Annotated in this window: 15 protein-coding genes; 14 read left to right on the forward strand and 1 reads right to left on the reverse strand. The window is 70.1% G+C overall.

The genetic code is table 11. The features are described from left to right. Positions 1 to 3: 3 nt before the first annotated feature. The 12 genes from P8T65_RS39270 to nusB all read left to right on the forward strand — a co-directional run bounded on the left by P8T65_RS39270 (position 4) and on the right by nusB (position 12,974). Complete coding sequence (locus tag P8T65_RS39270; RefSeq protein ID WP_316730126.1) at positions 4 to 378, forward strand: hypothetical protein; 375 nt, start codon at positions 4 to 6, stop codon at positions 376 to 378. Beyond that, the gene (alaS, locus tag P8T65_RS39275) at positions 378 to 3,050 is read left to right on the forward strand and encodes an alanine--tRNA ligase (protein ID WP_316730127.1); all 2,673 of its coding nucleotides are present in this window, start codon (positions 378 to 380) and stop codon (positions 3,048 to 3,050) included. Before P8T65_RS39270 ends, alaS begins: the two co-directional genes overlap by 1 nt. Before the next feature lie 38 nt (positions 3,051 to 3,088). Beyond that, entirely contained in the window at positions 3,089 to 3,553 is a 465-nt protein-coding gene (ruvX, locus tag P8T65_RS39280) for a Holliday junction resolvase RuvX (RefSeq protein WP_033532576.1), read from the forward strand. A 124-nt stretch (positions 3,554 to 3,677) separates the two neighbouring features. Further along, entirely contained in the window at positions 3,678 to 5,483 is a 1,806-nt protein-coding gene (gene mltG / locus P8T65_RS39285) for an endolytic transglycosylase MltG (protein WP_316730128.1), read from the forward strand. Beyond that, the gene (locus P8T65_RS39290; protein ID WP_316730130.1) at positions 5,480 to 6,319 is read left to right on the forward strand and encodes a shikimate dehydrogenase; all 840 of its coding nucleotides are present in this window, start codon (positions 5,480 to 5,482) and stop codon (positions 6,317 to 6,319) included. The genes mltG and P8T65_RS39290 overlap by 4 nt, the downstream gene beginning before the upstream one ends. 331 nt (positions 6,320 to 6,650) lie before the next feature. Beyond that, entirely contained in the window at positions 6,651 to 7,835 is a 1,185-nt protein-coding gene (aroC, locus tag P8T65_RS39295; RefSeq protein ID WP_230219221.1) for a chorismate synthase, read from the forward strand. Positions 7,836 to 7,867: 32 nt separating this feature from the next. Further along, on the forward strand, positions 7,868 to 8,350 hold the full coding sequence (locus P8T65_RS39300) for a shikimate kinase (protein WP_316731868.1): 483 nt from the start codon (positions 7,868 to 7,870) through the stop codon (positions 8,348 to 8,350). Next, positions 8,347 to 9,438, forward strand: coding sequence for a 3-dehydroquinate synthase (gene aroB, locus P8T65_RS39305; RefSeq protein ID WP_316730132.1), 1,092 nt, complete (start codon positions 8,347 to 8,349; stop codon positions 9,436 to 9,438). The genes P8T65_RS39300 and aroB overlap by 4 nt, the downstream gene beginning before the upstream one ends. Positions 9,439 to 9,615: 177 nt before the next feature. Beyond that, positions 9,616 to 10,608: an AAA family ATPase gene (locus P8T65_RS39310; protein ID WP_316730134.1), complete on the forward strand. Its 993-nt coding sequence runs from the start codon at positions 9,616 to 9,618 to the stop codon at positions 10,606 to 10,608. A 196-nt stretch (positions 10,609 to 10,804) separates the two neighbouring features. After that, positions 10,805 to 11,911, forward strand: coding sequence for an aminopeptidase P family protein (locus P8T65_RS39315; RefSeq protein ID WP_316730136.1), 1,107 nt, complete (start codon positions 10,805 to 10,807; stop codon positions 11,909 to 11,911). Between the two features lie 59 nt (positions 11,912 to 11,970). Next, a complete protein-coding gene (efp, locus tag P8T65_RS39320; protein WP_033532566.1) occupies positions 11,971 to 12,537 on the forward strand; it encodes an elongation factor P in 567 nt (188 codons plus the stop codon). A 2-nt stretch (positions 12,538 to 12,539) separates the two neighbouring features. Further along, entirely contained in the window at positions 12,540 to 12,974 is a 435-nt protein-coding gene (nusB, locus tag P8T65_RS39325; RefSeq protein ID WP_316730139.1) for a transcription antitermination factor NusB, read from the forward strand. A gap of 216 nt (positions 12,975 to 13,190) precedes the next feature. Here nusB and bldD read toward each other — a convergent pair whose 3' ends face one another. Then, entirely contained in the window at positions 13,191 to 13,691 is a 501-nt protein-coding gene (gene bldD / locus P8T65_RS39330; RefSeq protein WP_027751102.1) for a transcriptional regulator BldD, read from the reverse strand. 219 nt (positions 13,692 to 13,910) lie between these two features. On the opposite strand from bldD, the gene pyrR reads away from it, so the two are divergent. Both pyrR and P8T65_RS39340 read left to right on the forward strand, forming a co-directional pair. Next, positions 13,911 to 14,507 (forward strand): bifunctional pyr operon transcriptional regulator/uracil phosphoribosyltransferase PyrR, encoded by a 597-nt coding sequence (gene pyrR, locus P8T65_RS39335; RefSeq protein ID WP_316730141.1) that lies wholly within the window; start codon positions 13,911 to 13,913, stop codon positions 14,505 to 14,507. 89 nt (positions 14,508 to 14,596) lie between these two features. After that, positions 14,597 to 15,577 (forward strand): aspartate carbamoyltransferase catalytic subunit, encoded by a 981-nt coding sequence (locus tag P8T65_RS39340; RefSeq protein ID WP_045557249.1) that lies wholly within the window; start codon positions 14,597 to 14,599, stop codon positions 15,575 to 15,577. The last annotated feature ends 3 nt before the right edge of the window (positions 15,578 to 15,580 follow it).

The raw sequence follows: 15,580 nt of genomic DNA on the forward strand, positions 1-15,580 counted from the left end.
GCGATGTTCCGCCGTACGTTCTGGTTCACCACAGGGGTCGCCGCCGGAGTGTGGGCCACCACCAAGGTCAACCGCAAGCTGAAGCAGCTCACCCCCGAGCACCTCGCCACCCAGGCCGCGCACAAGGCGGTCGAGGCGGGCCACAGGCTCAAGGACCGGGCCGTCCACTTCGCGCTCGACGTCCGCGACAACATGGCCCAGCGGGAGGCCGAGTTGGGCGAGGCACTCGGTATCGAGGCCAACCCCGACACGTACCCGGAGCTTCCGGCCCCGCGGCGCGTCGTCGCCATCGAGAACAGCAACACCCCGAAGTACAGCAGGAATCCGCGGTACGCCGACAACTCGTCGTACCCGTACAACCGGAATGAGGACCACTGATGGAGTCGGCCGAGATTCGTCGCCGCTGGTTGAGCTTCTTCGAGGAGCGCGGTCACACCGTTGTCCCTTCGGCGTCGCTCATCGCGGACGACCCGACTCTGCTCCTGGTCAACGCGGGCATGGTCCCCTTCAAGCCGTACTTCCTGGGTGAGGTCAAGCCCTCCTTCGCCCGCGCCACCAGCGTGCAGAAGTGCGTCCGCACGCCTGACATCGAAGAGGTCGGCAAGACCACCCGGCACGGCACGTTCTTCCAGATGTGCGGCAACTTCTCCTTCGGCGACTACTTCAAGGAAGGCGCCATCAAGCACGCCTGGGAGCTGCTCACCAGCCCCCAGGACAAGGGTGGTTACGGCCTGGAGCCGGAGAAGCTCTGGATCACCGTCTACAAGGACGACGACGAGGCCGAGCGCATCTGGCACGAGCAGATCGGCGTGCCCAAGGAGCGCATCCAGCGCCTCGGCATGAAGGACAACTACTGGTCCATGGGCGTCCCCGGCCCGTGCGGCCCGTGCTCCGAGATCAACTACGACCGCGGCCCCGAGTTCGGCGTCGAGGGCGGCCCCGCCGTCAACGACGAGCGGTACGTGGAGATCTGGAACCTGGTCTTCATGCAGTACGAGCGCGGCGAGGGCACCTCCAAGGAGGACTTCGAGATCCTCGGCGAGCTGCCCAGCAAGAACATCGACACCGGCCTCGGCCTGGAGCGCCTCGCCATGATTCTGCAGGGCGTGCAGAACATGTACGAGATCGACACCTCCATGGTCGTCATCAACAAGGCCACCGAGCTGACCGGCGTCCGCTACGGCGACGCCCGCGAGTCCGACGTCTCCCTGCGCGTGGTCACCGACCACATCCGCACCGCTGTGATGCTCATCGGCGACGGCGTCACCCCCGGCAACGAGGGCCGTGGTTACGTCCTGCGCCGCATCATGCGCCGCGCCATCCGCAACATGCGCCTCCTCGGTGCCACCGGCCCGGTCGTCAAGGACCTCATCGACGTCGTCATCGGCATGATGGGTCAGCAGTACCCCGAGCTGATCACCGACCGCGAGCGCATCGAGAAGGTGGCCCTCGCCGAGGAGAACGCCTTCCTCAAGACGCTGAAGGCCGGCACCAACATCCTCGACACCGCCGTGACCGAGACCAAGGCCTCCGGTGGCCAGGTCCTGGCCGGCGACAAGGCCTTCCTGCTCCACGACACCTGGGGCTTCCCGATCGACCTCACCCTGGAGATGGCCGCCGAACAGGGCCTCTCCGTGGACGAGGACGGCTTCCGCCGTCTGATGAAGGAGCAGCGGGACCGCGCCAAGGCCGACGCCCGCGCCAAGAAGACCGGCCACGCCGACCTCGGCGCCTACCGCGAGATCGCCGACGCCGCCGGCGAGACCGAGTTCATCGGCTACTCGGACACCGAGGGCGAGTCCACGGTCGTCGGCATCCTTGTCGACGGCCTCTCCTCGCCTGCCGCCACCGAGGGCGACGAGGTCGAGATCGTCCTCGACCGCACCCCGTTCTACGCCGAGGGTGGCGGCCAGATCGGCGACACCGGCCGGATCAAGGTCGACTCCGGTGCCGTCATCGAGATCCGCGACTGCCAGAAGCCGGTCCCGGGCGTGTACGTCCACAAGGGCGTCGTCCAGGTCGGCGAAGTGACCGTCGGCGCCAAGGCCCAGGCCTCCATCGACGGCCGTCGCCGCACCGCCATCGCCCGCGCCCACTCGGCCACCCACCTCACCCACCAGGCCCTGCGTGACGCCCTCGGTCCGACGGCCGCCCAGGCCGGTTCCGAGAACCAGCCGGGTCGCTTCCGCTTCGACTTCGGATCCCCGTCCGCCGTTCCGACGGCCGTGATGACCGACGTCGAGCAGAAGATCAACGAGGTGCTCTCCCGCGACCTGGACGTCCACGCGGAGATCCTGAGCCTCGACGAGGCCAAGAAGCAGGGCGCCATCGCCGAGTTCGGCGAGAAGTACGGCGAGCGCGTCCGTGTCGTCACCATCGGCGACTTCTCCAAGGAGCTGTGCGGCGGCACGCACGTCCACAACACCTCGCAGCTCGGCCTGGTCAAGCTGCTGGGGGAGTCCTCGATCGGCTCCGGTGTGCGCCGTATCGAGGCCCTGGTCGGCGTCGACGCCTACAACTTCCTCGCCCGTGAGCACACGGTCGTCGCCCAGCTCCAGGAGCTGATCAAGGGCCGTCCCGAGGAGCTTCCGGAGAAGGTCTCCGCCATGCTCGGCAAGCTCAAGGACGCCGAGAAGGAGATCGAGAAGTTCCGCGCCGAGAAGGTGCTGCAGGCCGCCGCCGGTCTCGCCGAGTCCGCCAAGGACGTCGCCGGCGTCGCTCTCGTGACCGGGCAGGTCCCGGACGGCACCACCGCCGACGACCTCCGCAAGCTCGTCCTCGACGTACGCGGACGCATCCAGGGCGGCCGGGCCGTCGTGGTCGCCCTGTTCACCGTCGTGAACGGTAAGCCGCTGACGGTCATCGCCACCAACGAGGCCGCCCGCGAGCGTGGCCTCAAGGCCGGTGACCTGGTCCGTACGGCCGCCAAGACGCTCGGCGGCGGCGGTGGCGGCAAGCCGGACGTCGCCCAGGGCGGTGGCCAGAACCCGGCCGCCGTCGGCGAGGCCGTGGACGCGGTCGAGCGCCTGGTCGCCGAGACGGCCAAGTGACCACCACGGATCCCACGAGCGAAGGCGACGGTCCGGCCATGCGCCGTGGCCGTCGCCTCGCGATCGACGTCGGGGACGCCCGTATCGGGGTCGCCTCCTGCGACCCCGACGGGATCCTCGCCACCCCCGTCGAGACGGTTCCCGGACGCGATGTCCCCGCAGCTCAGCGTCGACTGAGACAACTGGTCGACGAATACGTACCCATCGAGGTAATCGTCGGCCTGCCACGCTCTCTCAAAGGGGGAGAAGGCCCGGCCGCAGTCAAGGTGCGGGGTTTCGCCCAGGAGTTGGCCCGCATGATCGCGCCGGTTCCGGTCAGACTCATCGACGAGAGGATGACCACAGTGACGGCCGGTCAAGGACTTCGTGCCTCGGGTGTGAAATCCAAGAAGGGCAGGTCGGTCATCGACCAGGCAGCAGCCGTGATCATTCTGCAACAAGCGCTGGAATCCGAACGGGCGTCAGGCAAAGCACCGGGCGAGGGCGTCGAAGTGGTCATCTGATCGCGATACGGTAACGTTCCGCGCGATGTGGGGGCCTTCGAACAGCCACCGCACAAAAAGAGGCGGGGACGACAGCCGAGCCACAGGCCCCGCGTGACCGCCGCCTCGCGGCTCTAGGGGATCGATGACTGAGTATGGCCGGGGCCAAGGCTCCGAACCGTGGCATCCGGACGACCCGTTGTACGGGGACGGCGGATGGGACGGACAGCAGGCCCAGGGAGGCCAGCAGTCCGCCTACGGCGGCCAGCCGCAGCAGCACTACCCGGAGCAGCAGCAGTACCAGCAGCACTACGGCAACGGCAACGGCCACGGCGGCTGGGACAACGGCCACCAGGACGCCTACGCCCAGCAGCAGTACCAGCAGGAGTACGGCGACCCGGGGCAGCAGTACCCCGGCCAGCAGCAGCCACAGCACCACCAGCAGTACACCGGCCATGGTGAGCAGCAGTACGGCCAGGGCAACGGGGGCTGGAACGACGGAACCGCCCAGCACCCGCAGGGCACTTACGCCGCCGACCCGAACGACCCCTACGGGGGGCAGCAGCAGGCGATGGCCTACGGCGGCGGCCAGCAGGACTTCTACGGGACGCCGGACGCGTATCCGCCGCCGGAGCCGCCTGCTCGCCGGGGCGCGGAGACCCGGCCCGCGCCGGCTCCGGAGCCCGAGGCGGAGACGCAATCGGCCGCGGACCGTACGGACTGGGACCCCGGACCGGACCAGGGCGAGCACGCGTTCTTCGCGGGTGGCGGCGGTGACGACGAGGACGACGAGGCCGAGGAACGCGCCGGCCGCGGTGACCGGAAGGGCCGCGGCGGAAAGTCCAAGAAACCGGGCAAGAGCGGCAAGAAGCGTCGCAGTGGATGCGCCTGCCTGGTGGTCGTCATGGTCTTCGGTGGCGGATTCGCCGGTGTGAGCTACTTCGGCTACCAGTTCTTCCAGAGCCGCTTCGGCGAGGCCCCTGATTACTCGGGTAACGGCACCAACGAGACGGTCACGATCACGGTCGCCAAGGGTGAGTTCGGGTCGGCGATCGGGCAGAAGCTGAAGGCGGCCGGGGTCGTCAAGAGTGTGGATGCCTTCACGGCCGCGCTGGCGCAGAATCCCGACAGGCCCAATATTCAGGCGGGCGTTTATCTCCTCAAGAAGGAGATGTCCGCTGAAAGCGCTATCACCCTCATGCTCGACCCGAAGAGCCAGAACAACTTCACTGTGCGCGAAGGCGAGCGGAACAGCGCAATCTATGTCTTGATCGACAAGGAACTCGGCCTCAAGAAGGGCACCACCGAGGACGTCGCCGGGAAGAAATGGGAATCCCTCGGCCTCCCCAAGTGGGCCAACGACAACGACGACATCAAGGACCCGCTGGAAGGATTCCTCTACCCTTCCACGTATCCGGTCTCCAAGGACATGAAGCCCGAGCAGGTCCTCAAGGAATTGATCGCCCTGGCGAAGGCGAAATACGAGCAGTTCGATCTGGCCGGCAAAGCCAAGGGGCTGAAGCTCGAGAATCCGCTTCAGGTCCTCACTGTCGCGAGCCTCGTACAGGCCGAGGGGAACAACAAGAAGGACTACAAGAAGATCGCGCGGGTCGTCTACAACCGCCTTGAGCCCAACAACGCGGAGACGGCCGGTCTGCTCGACTTCGACTCGACGGTCAATTACCTGCGCGGTGAATCCAAGTTGGCGACCGGCTCGGTCGACTCGCTGCGACAGATCGACGACCCGTACAACACGTACAAGGTGTATGGATTGCCGCCCGGGCCGATCGGGAACCCCGGTGACGAGGCGATCGAGGGGGCCCTCAAGCCTGCCAAGGGCGACTGGTACTACTTCGTGTCGATCAACGAGGACGAGACGCTCTTCGCCGTGACCAACGAAGAGCACAACAAGAACCGCCGGAAGTACCAGGAAGCGCAGAACGCACAATGAGCCGCACCGCCAGCAAGAACCGTGCCGCCGTGCTCGGTTCGCCGATCGCCCACTCGCTCTCGCCGGTGCTGCACCGGGCCGCCTACGCCGAACTCGGGCTCACCGGCTGGTCGTACGACCGCTTCGAGGTCGACGAGAAGGCGCTGCCCGGGTTCGTCGAGCAGCTCGGGCCGGAGTGGGCGGGCCTGTCGCTGACGATGCCGCTCAAGCGGGCGGTCATTCCGCTGCTGGACGAGATCACCGAGACGGCCACGTCCGTCGAAGCCGTCAACACGCTGGTGTTCACCGAGGACGGACGGCGCGTCGGCGACAACACCGACATCCCCGGCATGGTCGCCGCCCTGCGGGAGCGCGGCATCGAGCAGGTGGAGTCGGCGGCCGTCCTCGGCGCGGGCGCCACCGCCTCCTCCGCGCTGGCCGCGCTCGCCCGGATCTGCACGGGTGAGGTCGTGGCGTACGTCCGGAGCGAGGCGCGGGCCGCCGAGATGCGGCAGTGGGGCGAGCGGCTGGACGTCGAGGTGCGCACGGCGGACTGGGCGGAGGCCGAGCGGGCGCTGAGCGCTCCGCTGGTCATCGCCACGACTCCGGCCGGGGCGACGGATGCGCTCTCCGGGGCGGTGCCGGAGCGGCCGACGACGCTGTTCGACGTGCTGTACCACCCGTGGCCGACGGAGCTCGCCGCGCGCTGGTCGGCCTACGGCGGTGCCGTCGTCAGCGGGCTGGATCTCCTCGTCCACCAGGCGGTTCTGCAGGTCGAGCAGATGACGGGGTGCAAGACGGCGCCGTTGGCGGCGATGCGGGCCGCGGGGGAGCGGGCGCTGGCCGAGCGGGGCTGAGCCTCCCTCGTGCGCTGACCCGTCACCCTTGCACCTGGGGCCCTGCTGCTCGGCGGGCTCACTGGCAGGATCTCCACCACCGTGCGGGCCGGGCCACATGTGAGGCGATCAAGAGCGCGGTGGCGAAGACGGGACGACCTGGCGCGGTCCCCGCCGCTCGGCGCCCGTCGCCCCCGTCCGTCTGCTGGACCCGTGACCGGCTCGCGCCCCGGACGTGGGAGGATCGGAGGTGGCGGGCCGGGGCCGCGCACCCGGTAGCCGTCGCCGTACGCGAGGACGCGCGTACACGCAGGCAGGACGCAGTACCGGGCGCGAGCACTGAGGAGCACCGTTGAGCAGGTTGCGCTGGCTGACCGCGGGGGAGTCCCACGGTCCCGCACTTGTCGCGACGCTGGAGGGCCTTCCCGCCGGCGTGCCGATCACCACGGAGATGGTGGCGGACCACCTGGCCCGTCGGCGCCTGGGCTATGGGCGCGGTGCCCGGATGAAGTTCGAGCGCGACGAGGTCACCTTCCTCGGCGGTGTGCGGCACGGCCTCACCATGGGCTCCCCGGTGGCGATCATGGTCGGGAACACCGAGTGGCCGAAGTGGGAGCAGGTCATGTCCGCCGACCCGGTCGACCCGGAGATCCTGGCCGGACTCGCCCGCAACGCTCCGCTGACCCGCCCCCGGCCCGGTCACGCGGACCTGGCCGGTATGCAGAAGTACGGCTTCGACGAGGCCCGCCCGGTGCTGGAGCGGGCCTCCGCCCGGGAGACCGCCGCCCGCGTGGCCCTCGGTGCCGTCGCCCGGTCGTACCTGAAGGAGACGGCCGGGATCGAGATCGTCAGCCACGTGGTCGAGCTGGCCGCCGCCAAGGCCCCGCAGGGTGTGTACCCGACCCCGGCGGACGTGGACAGGCTGGACGCGGACCCGGTGCGCTGCCTGGACGCCGACGCGTCGAAGGCGATGGTTGCGGAGATCGACCAGGCCCACAAGGACGGCGACACCCTCGGCGGTGTCGTCGAGATCCTGGCGTACGGCGTGCCCGTGGGCCTCGGCTCGCACGTCCACTGGGACCGCAAGCTGGACGCCCGACTCGCCGGTGCGCTGATGGGCATCCAGGCCATCAAGGGCGTCGAGATCGGCGACGGCTTCGAGCTGGCGCGGGTGCCCGGCTCCAAGGCGCACGACGAGATCGTGAACACCCCCGAGGGCATCCGCCGGGTCTCCGGCCGCTCCGGTGGCACCGAGGGCGGGCTCACCACGGGCGAGCTGCTGCGCGTCCGCGCGGCCATGAAGCCGATCGCGACGGTGCCGCGAGCCCTGCAGACCGTCGACGTGACCACGGGCGAGGCCGCGCAGGCCCACCACCAGCGCTCCGACGTCTCCGCCGTGCCGGCGGCCGGCATCGTCGCCGAGGCGATGGTGGCCCTGGTGCTGGCCGACGCGGTGGCCGAGAAGTTCGGCGGCGACAGCGTCACCGAGACGGCCCGCAACGTCCGCTCCTACCTCGACCACCTCGCGATCCGGTGAGCCCGGTGCCTCTGGTCGTCCTCGTCGGCCCCATGGGTGTGGGCAAGTCCACCGTCGGACAGCAGCTCGCCGAGCGGCTCGGCGTCGCCTACCGCGACACCGACGACGACATCGTGGCCGAACAGGGCCGCGCGATCGCGGAGATCTTCGTCGACGAGGGCGAGCCCGCCTTCCGCGCCATCGAGAAGCGGGCCGTGCACACGGCGCTCGCGGGCCACGACGGTGTCCTCGCCCTCGGCGGCGGCGCGATCCTCGACCCCGACACCCGGGCCCTGCTCGTGGGACAGCGGGTCGTGTACCTCTCGATGGACGTCGAGGAGGCCGTCAAGCGCACCGGCCTCAACGCCGCCCGACCCCTGCTGGCCGTCAACCCCCGCAAGCAGTGGCGGGAGTTGATGGAGGCGCGGCGCAACCTCTACGAGGAGGTCGCCACGGCCGTCGTCGCCACCGACGGCCGCACGCCCGAGGAAGTCACCCGGGCGGTCCTGGACGCACTGGAGTTGAAGGAAGCATGAGCGAGACAGTGACCCGTATCCAGGTCGGCGGTACGGCGGGCACCGAGCCGTACGAGGTCCTGGTGGGGCGTCAACTCCTCGGCGAACTGGGTGGGTTGATCGGCAACCGGGCCAAGCGGGTCGCCGTGATCCACCCCGAGGCGCTGGCGGACACCGGGGAGGCGCTGCGCGCGGATCTGGCGGAGCAGGGCTTCGAGACCGTCGCGATCCAGGTGCCGAACGCGGAGGAGGCCAAGACCGCCGAGGTCGCCGCGTACTGCTGGAAGGCGCTCGGCCAGTCCGGGTTCACCCGCACCGATGTCATCGTCGGAGTCGGCGGCGGCGCCACCACGGACCTGGCCGGCTTCGTGGCGGCCACCTGGCTGCGCGGGGTCCGCTGGATCGCCGTCCCCACCACCGTCCTCGCCATGGTGGACGCCGCCGTCGGCGGCAAGACCGGCATCAACACGGCCGAGGGCAAGAATTTGGTGGGCGCTTTCCACCCGCCGGCCGGGGTGCTGTGCGACCTGGCCGCGCTGGAGTCCCTGCCGGTCAACGACTACGTCTCCGGCCTGGCCGAGATCATCAAGGCCGGTTTCATCGCCGACCCGGTGATCCTGGACCTGATCGAGTCCGACCCGCAGGCCGCCCGCACCCCCGCCGGGCCGCACACCTCCGAGCTGATCGAGCGGTCGATCCGGGTCAAGGCCGAGGTCGTCTCCGGCGACCTCAAGGAGTCCGGGCGCCGCGAGATCCTCAACTACGGGCACACCCTGGCCCACGCGATCGAGAAGAACGAGCGCTACCAGTGGCGGCACGGCGCGGCCGTGTCCGTCGGTATGCACTTCGCGGCCGAACTGGGCCGTCTGGCGGGCCGGTTGGACGACGCCACCGCCGACCGCCACCGCACGGTCCTGGAGTCCGTCGGGCTGCCGCTGACCTACCGCTACGACCAGTGGCCGCGGCTGCTGGAGACGATGAAGGTCGACAAGAAGTCCCGGGGCGACCTGCTGCGCTTCATCGTCCTGGACGGTCTGGCCAAGCCCACCGTCCTGGAAGGACCCGACCCGGCGATCCTGCTCGCCGCCTACGGCGAAGTGGGCCAGTAACGCCCGCTCGGGCATCACTTGCCCGATTCGCCTTGTGTCCCTGGCCACTTGGGCACTTCGGGCTGCCCCCGGCCGTTCACCAAACGACGGCCGGGGACGGTACCGTTCGGTGAGGGCGGGGTCGAAGGACCCCGCTCGCCAGTGTCGATGTGACTGTACGAGACGGAGTGGCACCGGATGCAGCACGCAGTGGGAGCTCCGCTGCCGCCGCCCCAACGGCCGGGGCAGGACCCGGCGGCCCCGTGGTCGCCGACCGCGAACCACCAGGGACACCCGGCACCCCCGCACCCCGGAGCACCGGGCGCGAACCCGCCGGGGCACCCCGGTGCGGGCCACCCCGTTCCCCCGGGCGCGCACCCCGGCGCCGTACCGCCGCCCCCGCCCGCACCGGCGGCTCCGCCCACCCCGGCCGCACCCCCCGTCTCGGCACCCCCACCCGCCCCTCCCGGCTCGGTGCCCCCCGCGCCGGGTTTCGCCGGCGGCCCCGGGCACCCGCACCCCGCCGCCCCGCAGCAGACGGCGATGCCGAGGGACGCCACCGGACACGTGCAACTGCCGCCGGGCGGCCCCGTGACCATGCCGCCGCCCGCCACCGGCGCCCCCGACGTCACGACCACCACACTCGCGGTCCTGCTGATCGGGCCCGCGGGGGCGGGCAAGACCAGCGTCGCCAAGTACTGGGCGGACCACCGCCGGGTGCCCACCGCGCACATCAGCCTGGACGACGTGCGCGAGTGGGTGCGTTCGGGCTTCGCGGACCCGCAGTCCGGGTGGAACGACAACTCCGAGGCGCAGTATCGTCTCGCCCGCCGCACCTGCGGCTTCTCCGCCAGGAACTTCCTGGCCAACGGCATCTCCTGCATCCTCGACGACGCCGTCTTCCCCGACCGCCCGGTCGTCGGCCTCGGCGGCTGGAAGCGGCACGTCGGCCCCGGCCTGCTCCCGGTCGTCCTCCTTCCGGGCCTGGAGATTGTCCTCGAACGCAACGCCGAGCGCTCGGGCAACCGCCGTCTCACCGACGAAGAGGTGGCCCGCATCCACGGCCGGATGGCGGGTTGGTACGGCTCGGGCCTCCCGATCATCGACAACTCCCAACTGGATGTCCCGGCCACGGCAAGGGTCCTGGACGAGGTCCTGGCGAGGTCGATCGCCAGCCCCCCGAAGTGGTAGCCGAGCAGCAGGGGACGGCTCTGGCGAACCCGTTGAACTGACCCGTGCCCCAAAGGGGCGCGGGGAACTGCGCGACAAGCCCCCACCGGCTCGCGGACGGCACACAACCCCTCGCCGCACCCCCGTACTCCGCGCCGTGCCCCCAGCTGGCCCCGCTCGACCGGCGGCTGTCCGCCGAGGCTCATACGCTCGGCACATGTCAGAGGTGTACGCGGCCCGCCGCGGCCGGCTCAGGGAACGCTGCCATTCCAGCGGCAGCGCCACCGCACTTGTCACGCGTCCGGCCAACATCCGGTATCTGGCGGGCGCGGCACCCGCGGGAGCCGTCCTCCTGCTGGGCGGGGGCGAGGACGTCCTGGTCTGTGGCGCACCCCCGAGAGGAGAGATCGGTGAGGGCCGGCCCGACGAGGCCGTACGCGTCCAGGTGCTGCCGAGCCCGGGTGGCGACCCGGCGGTCGCCGCCGCCGACCTGGTCACGGCACTCGACGCCGAGTCGCTGGCCGTGGAGGAGCACCACCTCACCGTGGCCCGCCACCGGGCGATCCGCTCGGTCGCCCCCCGGCTGCGGCTGGCCGACCTCGGCGGCGCCGTCGAGCAGCTGAGAGTGATCAAGGACGAGGAGGAGATCTCCTGTCTGCGGATCGGCGCGGAGATCGCCGACCAGGCCCTGGGTGAACTCCTCGAATCGATCCTCGTCGGCCGCACCGAGCGCCATCTCGCCCTCGAACTGGAGCGCCGCCTCGTCGACCATGGCGCGGACGGCCCCGCCTTCCCGACCTCCGTCGCCACCGGCCCGAACTCCGGCCGTCCCGGTCACGTCCCCACGGACCGGCGGGTCGAGGAGGGCGACTTCCTCTCCGTCTGCCTCGGCGCGACCTATCGCGGCTACCGCTGTGAGATCGGCCGTACGTTCGTGATCGGCACCTCGCCCGCGGACTGGCAGATCGAGCTGTACGACCTGGTCTTCGCAGCCCAGCGGGCCGGACGGGAGTCACTCGCACCCGGTGCGGCCTACCGTGCCGTGGACCGGGCGGCCCGCCAGGTCCTGGACTCGGCGGGGCACGGTGAGCGCCTCCCGCCGCTGATGGGGCACGGGGTCGGACTCGAAATCGACGAGGACCCGCAGTTGGCCCCCGCGGCCATGGGTAAACTGGACGCTTGCGTGCCGGTCACCGTCGAACCGGGGGTCCACCTCCCAGGCAGGGGCGGCGTCCGGATCGATGACACGCTCGTCGTACGCCCCGAGGCGGACGGCGGACCCGAGCTACTCACCATCACGACCAAGGAGCTGCTCGCGCTCTAGCTCATCGGCTGGGCGCGTGGCCCGGGGTCGTCCACGTCAGTCCAGGAGATTCCGCAACCGTGGCTTCCACGAACGACCTCAAGAACGGCCTGGTGCTCAAGCTCGAAGGCGGCCAGCTCTGGTCCGTCGTCGAGTTCCAGCACGTCAAGCCCGGCAAGGGCCCGGCCTTCGTGCGCACCAAGCTCAAGAACGTGCTCTCCGGCAAGGTCGTCGACAAGACGTTCAACGCCGGCGTCAAGGTCGAGACGGCCACTGTCGACAAGCGCGACATGCAGTTCTCCTACATGGACGGCGAGTACTTCGTCTTCATGGACATGGAGACCTACGACCAGCTCATGGTCGACCGCAAGGCCGTCGGCGACGCCGCCAACTTCCTGATCGAGGGCTTCACCGCCACCGTCGCGCAGCACGAGGGCGAGGTGCTCTTCGTGGAGCTGCCGGCCGCCGTCGAGCTCGTCATCCAGGAGACCGAGCCGGGCGTCCAGGGCGACCGCTCCACCGGTGGCACCAAGCCCGCCACCCTGGAGACCGGCCACCAGATCCAGGTGCCGCTCTTCATCACCACCGGTGAGAAGATCAAGGTCGACACCCGCACGAGCGACTACCTCGGCCGGGTGAACAGCTAACCGTGGCTGCCCGTAACACGGCCCGCAAGCGCGCCTTCCAGATCCTCTTCGAGGGCGACCAGCGCGGGGTCGACGTCCTGACCGTCCTCGCGGACTGGATCCGGCACGCCCACAGCGACACCCGTCAGCCGCCGGTCAGCGAGTACACCATGGAGCTGGTCGAGGGGTACGCCGAGCGCGCCAGGCGGATCGACGAGTTGATCGCGCAGTACTCGGTGGGGTGGACGCTCGACCGGATGCCGGTGGTGGACCGCAACATCCTGCGGCTCGGCGCGTACGAGCTGATCTGGGTCGACGCCACTCCGGACGCGGTGGTGCTGGACGAGATGGTGCAGCTGGCGAAGGAGTTCTCCACGGACGACTCGCCGTCGTTCGTGAACGGGCTGCTCGGCCGGTTGAAGGACCTCAAGCCTTCGCTCCGCCGGGAAGCCGAGTAGCGGACGGCCGGACGGAGAGCGCCGTAGAGGTGCTGTGCGAAGCCGGCCGCGGGTGATCCGTGGCTGGTCGCGCAGTTCCCCGCGCCCCTTGCGGGGCGCTGTCCCGCTCCTCTGTGACCACGTGCCGTACGCCACACACAAAGCCGCCGGGGTGGCCCGAACCAACTGGTTCGGGCCACCCCGGCGGCACGTTTCTGCTGGGCTCCGCCCGGAGGGTCAGGCGTCCTCGTGGGAGACGGCGCGGCGCGCGTCCGCGTCCAGGACGCCCCAGCTGATCAGCTGCTCGGTGAGGACCGAGGGGGACTGGTCGTAGATGACGGCGAGTGTGCGCAGATCGTCCTGGCGGATCGAGAGCACCTTGCCGTTGTAGTCACCGCGCTGGGACTGGATCGTCGCCGCGTAACGCTGCAGCGGGCCCGCCTTCTCGGCCGGCACGTGCGCCAGGCGCTCCAGGTCCAGGACGAGCTTCGGCGGCGGCTCGGCGGCGCCACCAGGGGTCGTACCAGGAAGCAGCTCCTGCACGGGAACCCCGTAGAAGTCCGCCAGCTCCGCGAGGCGCTGCACGGTGACGGCGCGGTCGCCGCGCTCGTACGAACCGACCACGACCGCCTTCCAGCGTCCCTGGGACTTCTCCTCGACACCGTGGAGGGATAGGCCCTGCTGGGTGCGGATGGCCCGGAGCTTGGCCCCGAGCTGTTTGGCGTATTCGCTGGACATATAGCTCCCCGGACGAAGGCTGGTGACTCACTGTGAGGTTACGCAGCGTGACTCTGCCCCGTCAAGCCGGATGGTCCGGACCGACTCTTCCGTGGCAACCGCGTTCCCTTGGGCCAGGGGGGTGATCAGGGGCGTTTCGGGGGCCTGCTAACGTTGACGGCGCAAATCCGACGTCCTTTAAGGTCCGTCCCGTGAGGCGGAGAAGGAGGTCCGTTTCGTATGGACACGCACGACCCGCAAGCGAACCTGCCCCTGGACGCGCCGTCGTCCGATGCGCGGCCCGTTCTCGAAGGCCCCGACATCGCGCGCGTACTGACCCGCATCGCCCACGAGATCGTCGAACGCGCCAAGGGCGCCGACGACGTGGTGCTCCTCGGCATCCCGACCAGGGGCGTCTTCCTCGCGCAGCGGCTCGCCGCCAAGCTCGCGGAGATCACCGACCGCAAGATCCCGGTCGGCTCGCTCGACATCACCATGTACCGCGACGACCTGCGCATGCACCCGCCGCGTGCGCTGGCCCGCACCGAGATCCCCGGTGACGGCATCGACGGCCGGCTGGTCGTCCTCGTCGACGACGTGCTCTTCTCCGGCCGCACGATCCGCGCGGCGCTCGACGCGCTGAACGACATCGGCCGCCCGCGCGCCGTCCAGCTCGCGGTCCTCGTCGACCGGGGCCACCGCGAACTGCCCATCCGCGCCGACTACGTCGGCAAGAACCTCCCCACGTCGCTGCGGGAGACGGTCAAGGTCCAGCTCGCCGAGGAGGACGGTCGGGACACCGTCCTGCTCGGTGCGAAGCGGACCGCCCAGCAGTAGCACGCGCGCGTGCGGCCCGGTGCCGTACGTCTCCTCGCGATGCCCCTGACTGCCCGTAATCTCCCGAACTGCCTTACGGAGCCTGAAAGATGCAGCGTCATCTCATCTCGGCCGCCGACCTCACCCGTGACGACGCCGTCCTGATCCTCGACACCGCCGAGGAGATGGCCCGGGTCGCCGACCGGCCGATCAAGAAACTGCCGACCCTGCGCGGCCGGACGATCGTCAACCTCTTCTTCGAGGACTCCACCCGCACCCGGATCTCCTTCGAGGCCGCCGAGAAGCGCCTCTCGGCGGACGTCATCAACTTCACCGCCAAGGGGTCGAGCGTCTCCAAGGGCGAGTCCCTGAAGGACACCGCCCAGACCCTCGAAGCCATGGGCGTGGACGCCGTCGTCATCCGGCACGGCGCCTCGGGGGCACCGTACCGGCTGGCGACCTCAGGCTGGATCGACGCCGCCGTGATCAACGCCGGCGACGGCACCCACCAGCACCCCACCCAGGCTCTGCTGGACGCCTTCACCATGCGCCGCCGCCTCGTCGGCCGGGACGCCGGGCTCGGGCAGGACCTGTCCGGCAAGCGGATCACGCTCGTCGGCGACGTCCTGCACAGCCGGGTCGCCCGCTCCAACGTCGACCTGCTGCACACCCTCGGCGCCGAGGTCACCCTCGTCGCCCCGCCCACCCTGGTCCCGGTCGGCGTCGAGACCTGGCCCTGCGAGGTGTCGTACGACCTCGACAGCACGCTCGCCAAGTCCGACGCGGTGATGATGCTGAGGGTGCAGCGGGAGCGGATGAACGCCGCGTTCTTCCCGACCGAGCGCGAGTACTCGCGGCGCTACGGCCTCGACGGCGACCGCATGGCCCGCATGCCCGAGCACGCCATCGTGATGCACCCGGGCCCGATGGTCCGGGGCATGGAGATCACCGCCGAGGTCGCCGACTCCGACCGCTGCACCGTCGTCGAGCAGGTCGCCAACGGCGTCTCCATCCGGATGGCGGTGCTGTACCTGCTGCTCGGCGGCAACGAGCCCGCCGTGACCCACACCCGCACCACCGAGGAGAAGTAAGTC

This window comes from Streptomyces sp. 11x1, assembly GCF_032598905.1.
Lineage (GTDB): Bacteria > Actinomycetota > Actinomycetes > Streptomycetales > Streptomycetaceae > Streptomyces.

Excerpts from the sequence above, each read along its gene's own strand:
- P8T65_RS39270 (WP_316730126.1), top strand. The coding sequence starts at position 4 with ATGTTCCGCCGTACGTTCTGGTTCACCACAGGGGTCGCCGCCGGAGTG.
- alaS (WP_316730127.1), top strand. The coding sequence starts at position 378 with ATGGAGTCGGCCGAGATTCGTCGCCGCTGGTTGAGCTTCTTCGAGGAG.
- ruvX (WP_033532576.1), top strand. The coding sequence starts at position 3,089 with ATGCGCCGTGGCCGTCGCCTCGCGATCGACGTCGGGGACGCCCGTATC.
- mltG (WP_316730128.1), top strand. The coding sequence starts at position 3,678 with ATGACTGAGTATGGCCGGGGCCAAGGCTCCGAACCGTGGCATCCGGAC.
- P8T65_RS39290 (WP_316730130.1), top strand. The coding sequence starts at position 5,480 with ATGAGCCGCACCGCCAGCAAGAACCGTGCCGCCGTGCTCGGTTCGCCG.
- P8T65_RS39300 (WP_316731868.1), top strand. The coding sequence starts at position 7,868 with ATGGGTGTGGGCAAGTCCACCGTCGGACAGCAGCTCGCCGAGCGGCTC.
- aroB (WP_316730132.1), top strand. The coding sequence starts at position 8,347 with ATGAGCGAGACAGTGACCCGTATCCAGGTCGGCGGTACGGCGGGCACC.
- P8T65_RS39310 (WP_316730134.1), top strand. The coding sequence starts at position 9,616 with ATGCAGCACGCAGTGGGAGCTCCGCTGCCGCCGCCCCAACGGCCGGGG.
- P8T65_RS39315 (WP_316730136.1), top strand. The coding sequence starts at position 10,805 with ATGTCAGAGGTGTACGCGGCCCGCCGCGGCCGGCTCAGGGAACGCTGC.
- bldD (WP_027751102.1), bottom strand. The coding sequence starts at position 13,691 with ATGTCCAGCGAATACGCCAAACAGCTCGGGGCCAAGCTCCGGGCCATC.
- pyrR (WP_316730141.1), top strand. The coding sequence starts at position 13,911 with ATGGACACGCACGACCCGCAAGCGAACCTGCCCCTGGACGCGCCGTCG.
- P8T65_RS39340 (WP_045557249.1), top strand. The coding sequence starts at position 14,597 with ATGCAGCGTCATCTCATCTCGGCCGCCGACCTCACCCGTGACGACGCC.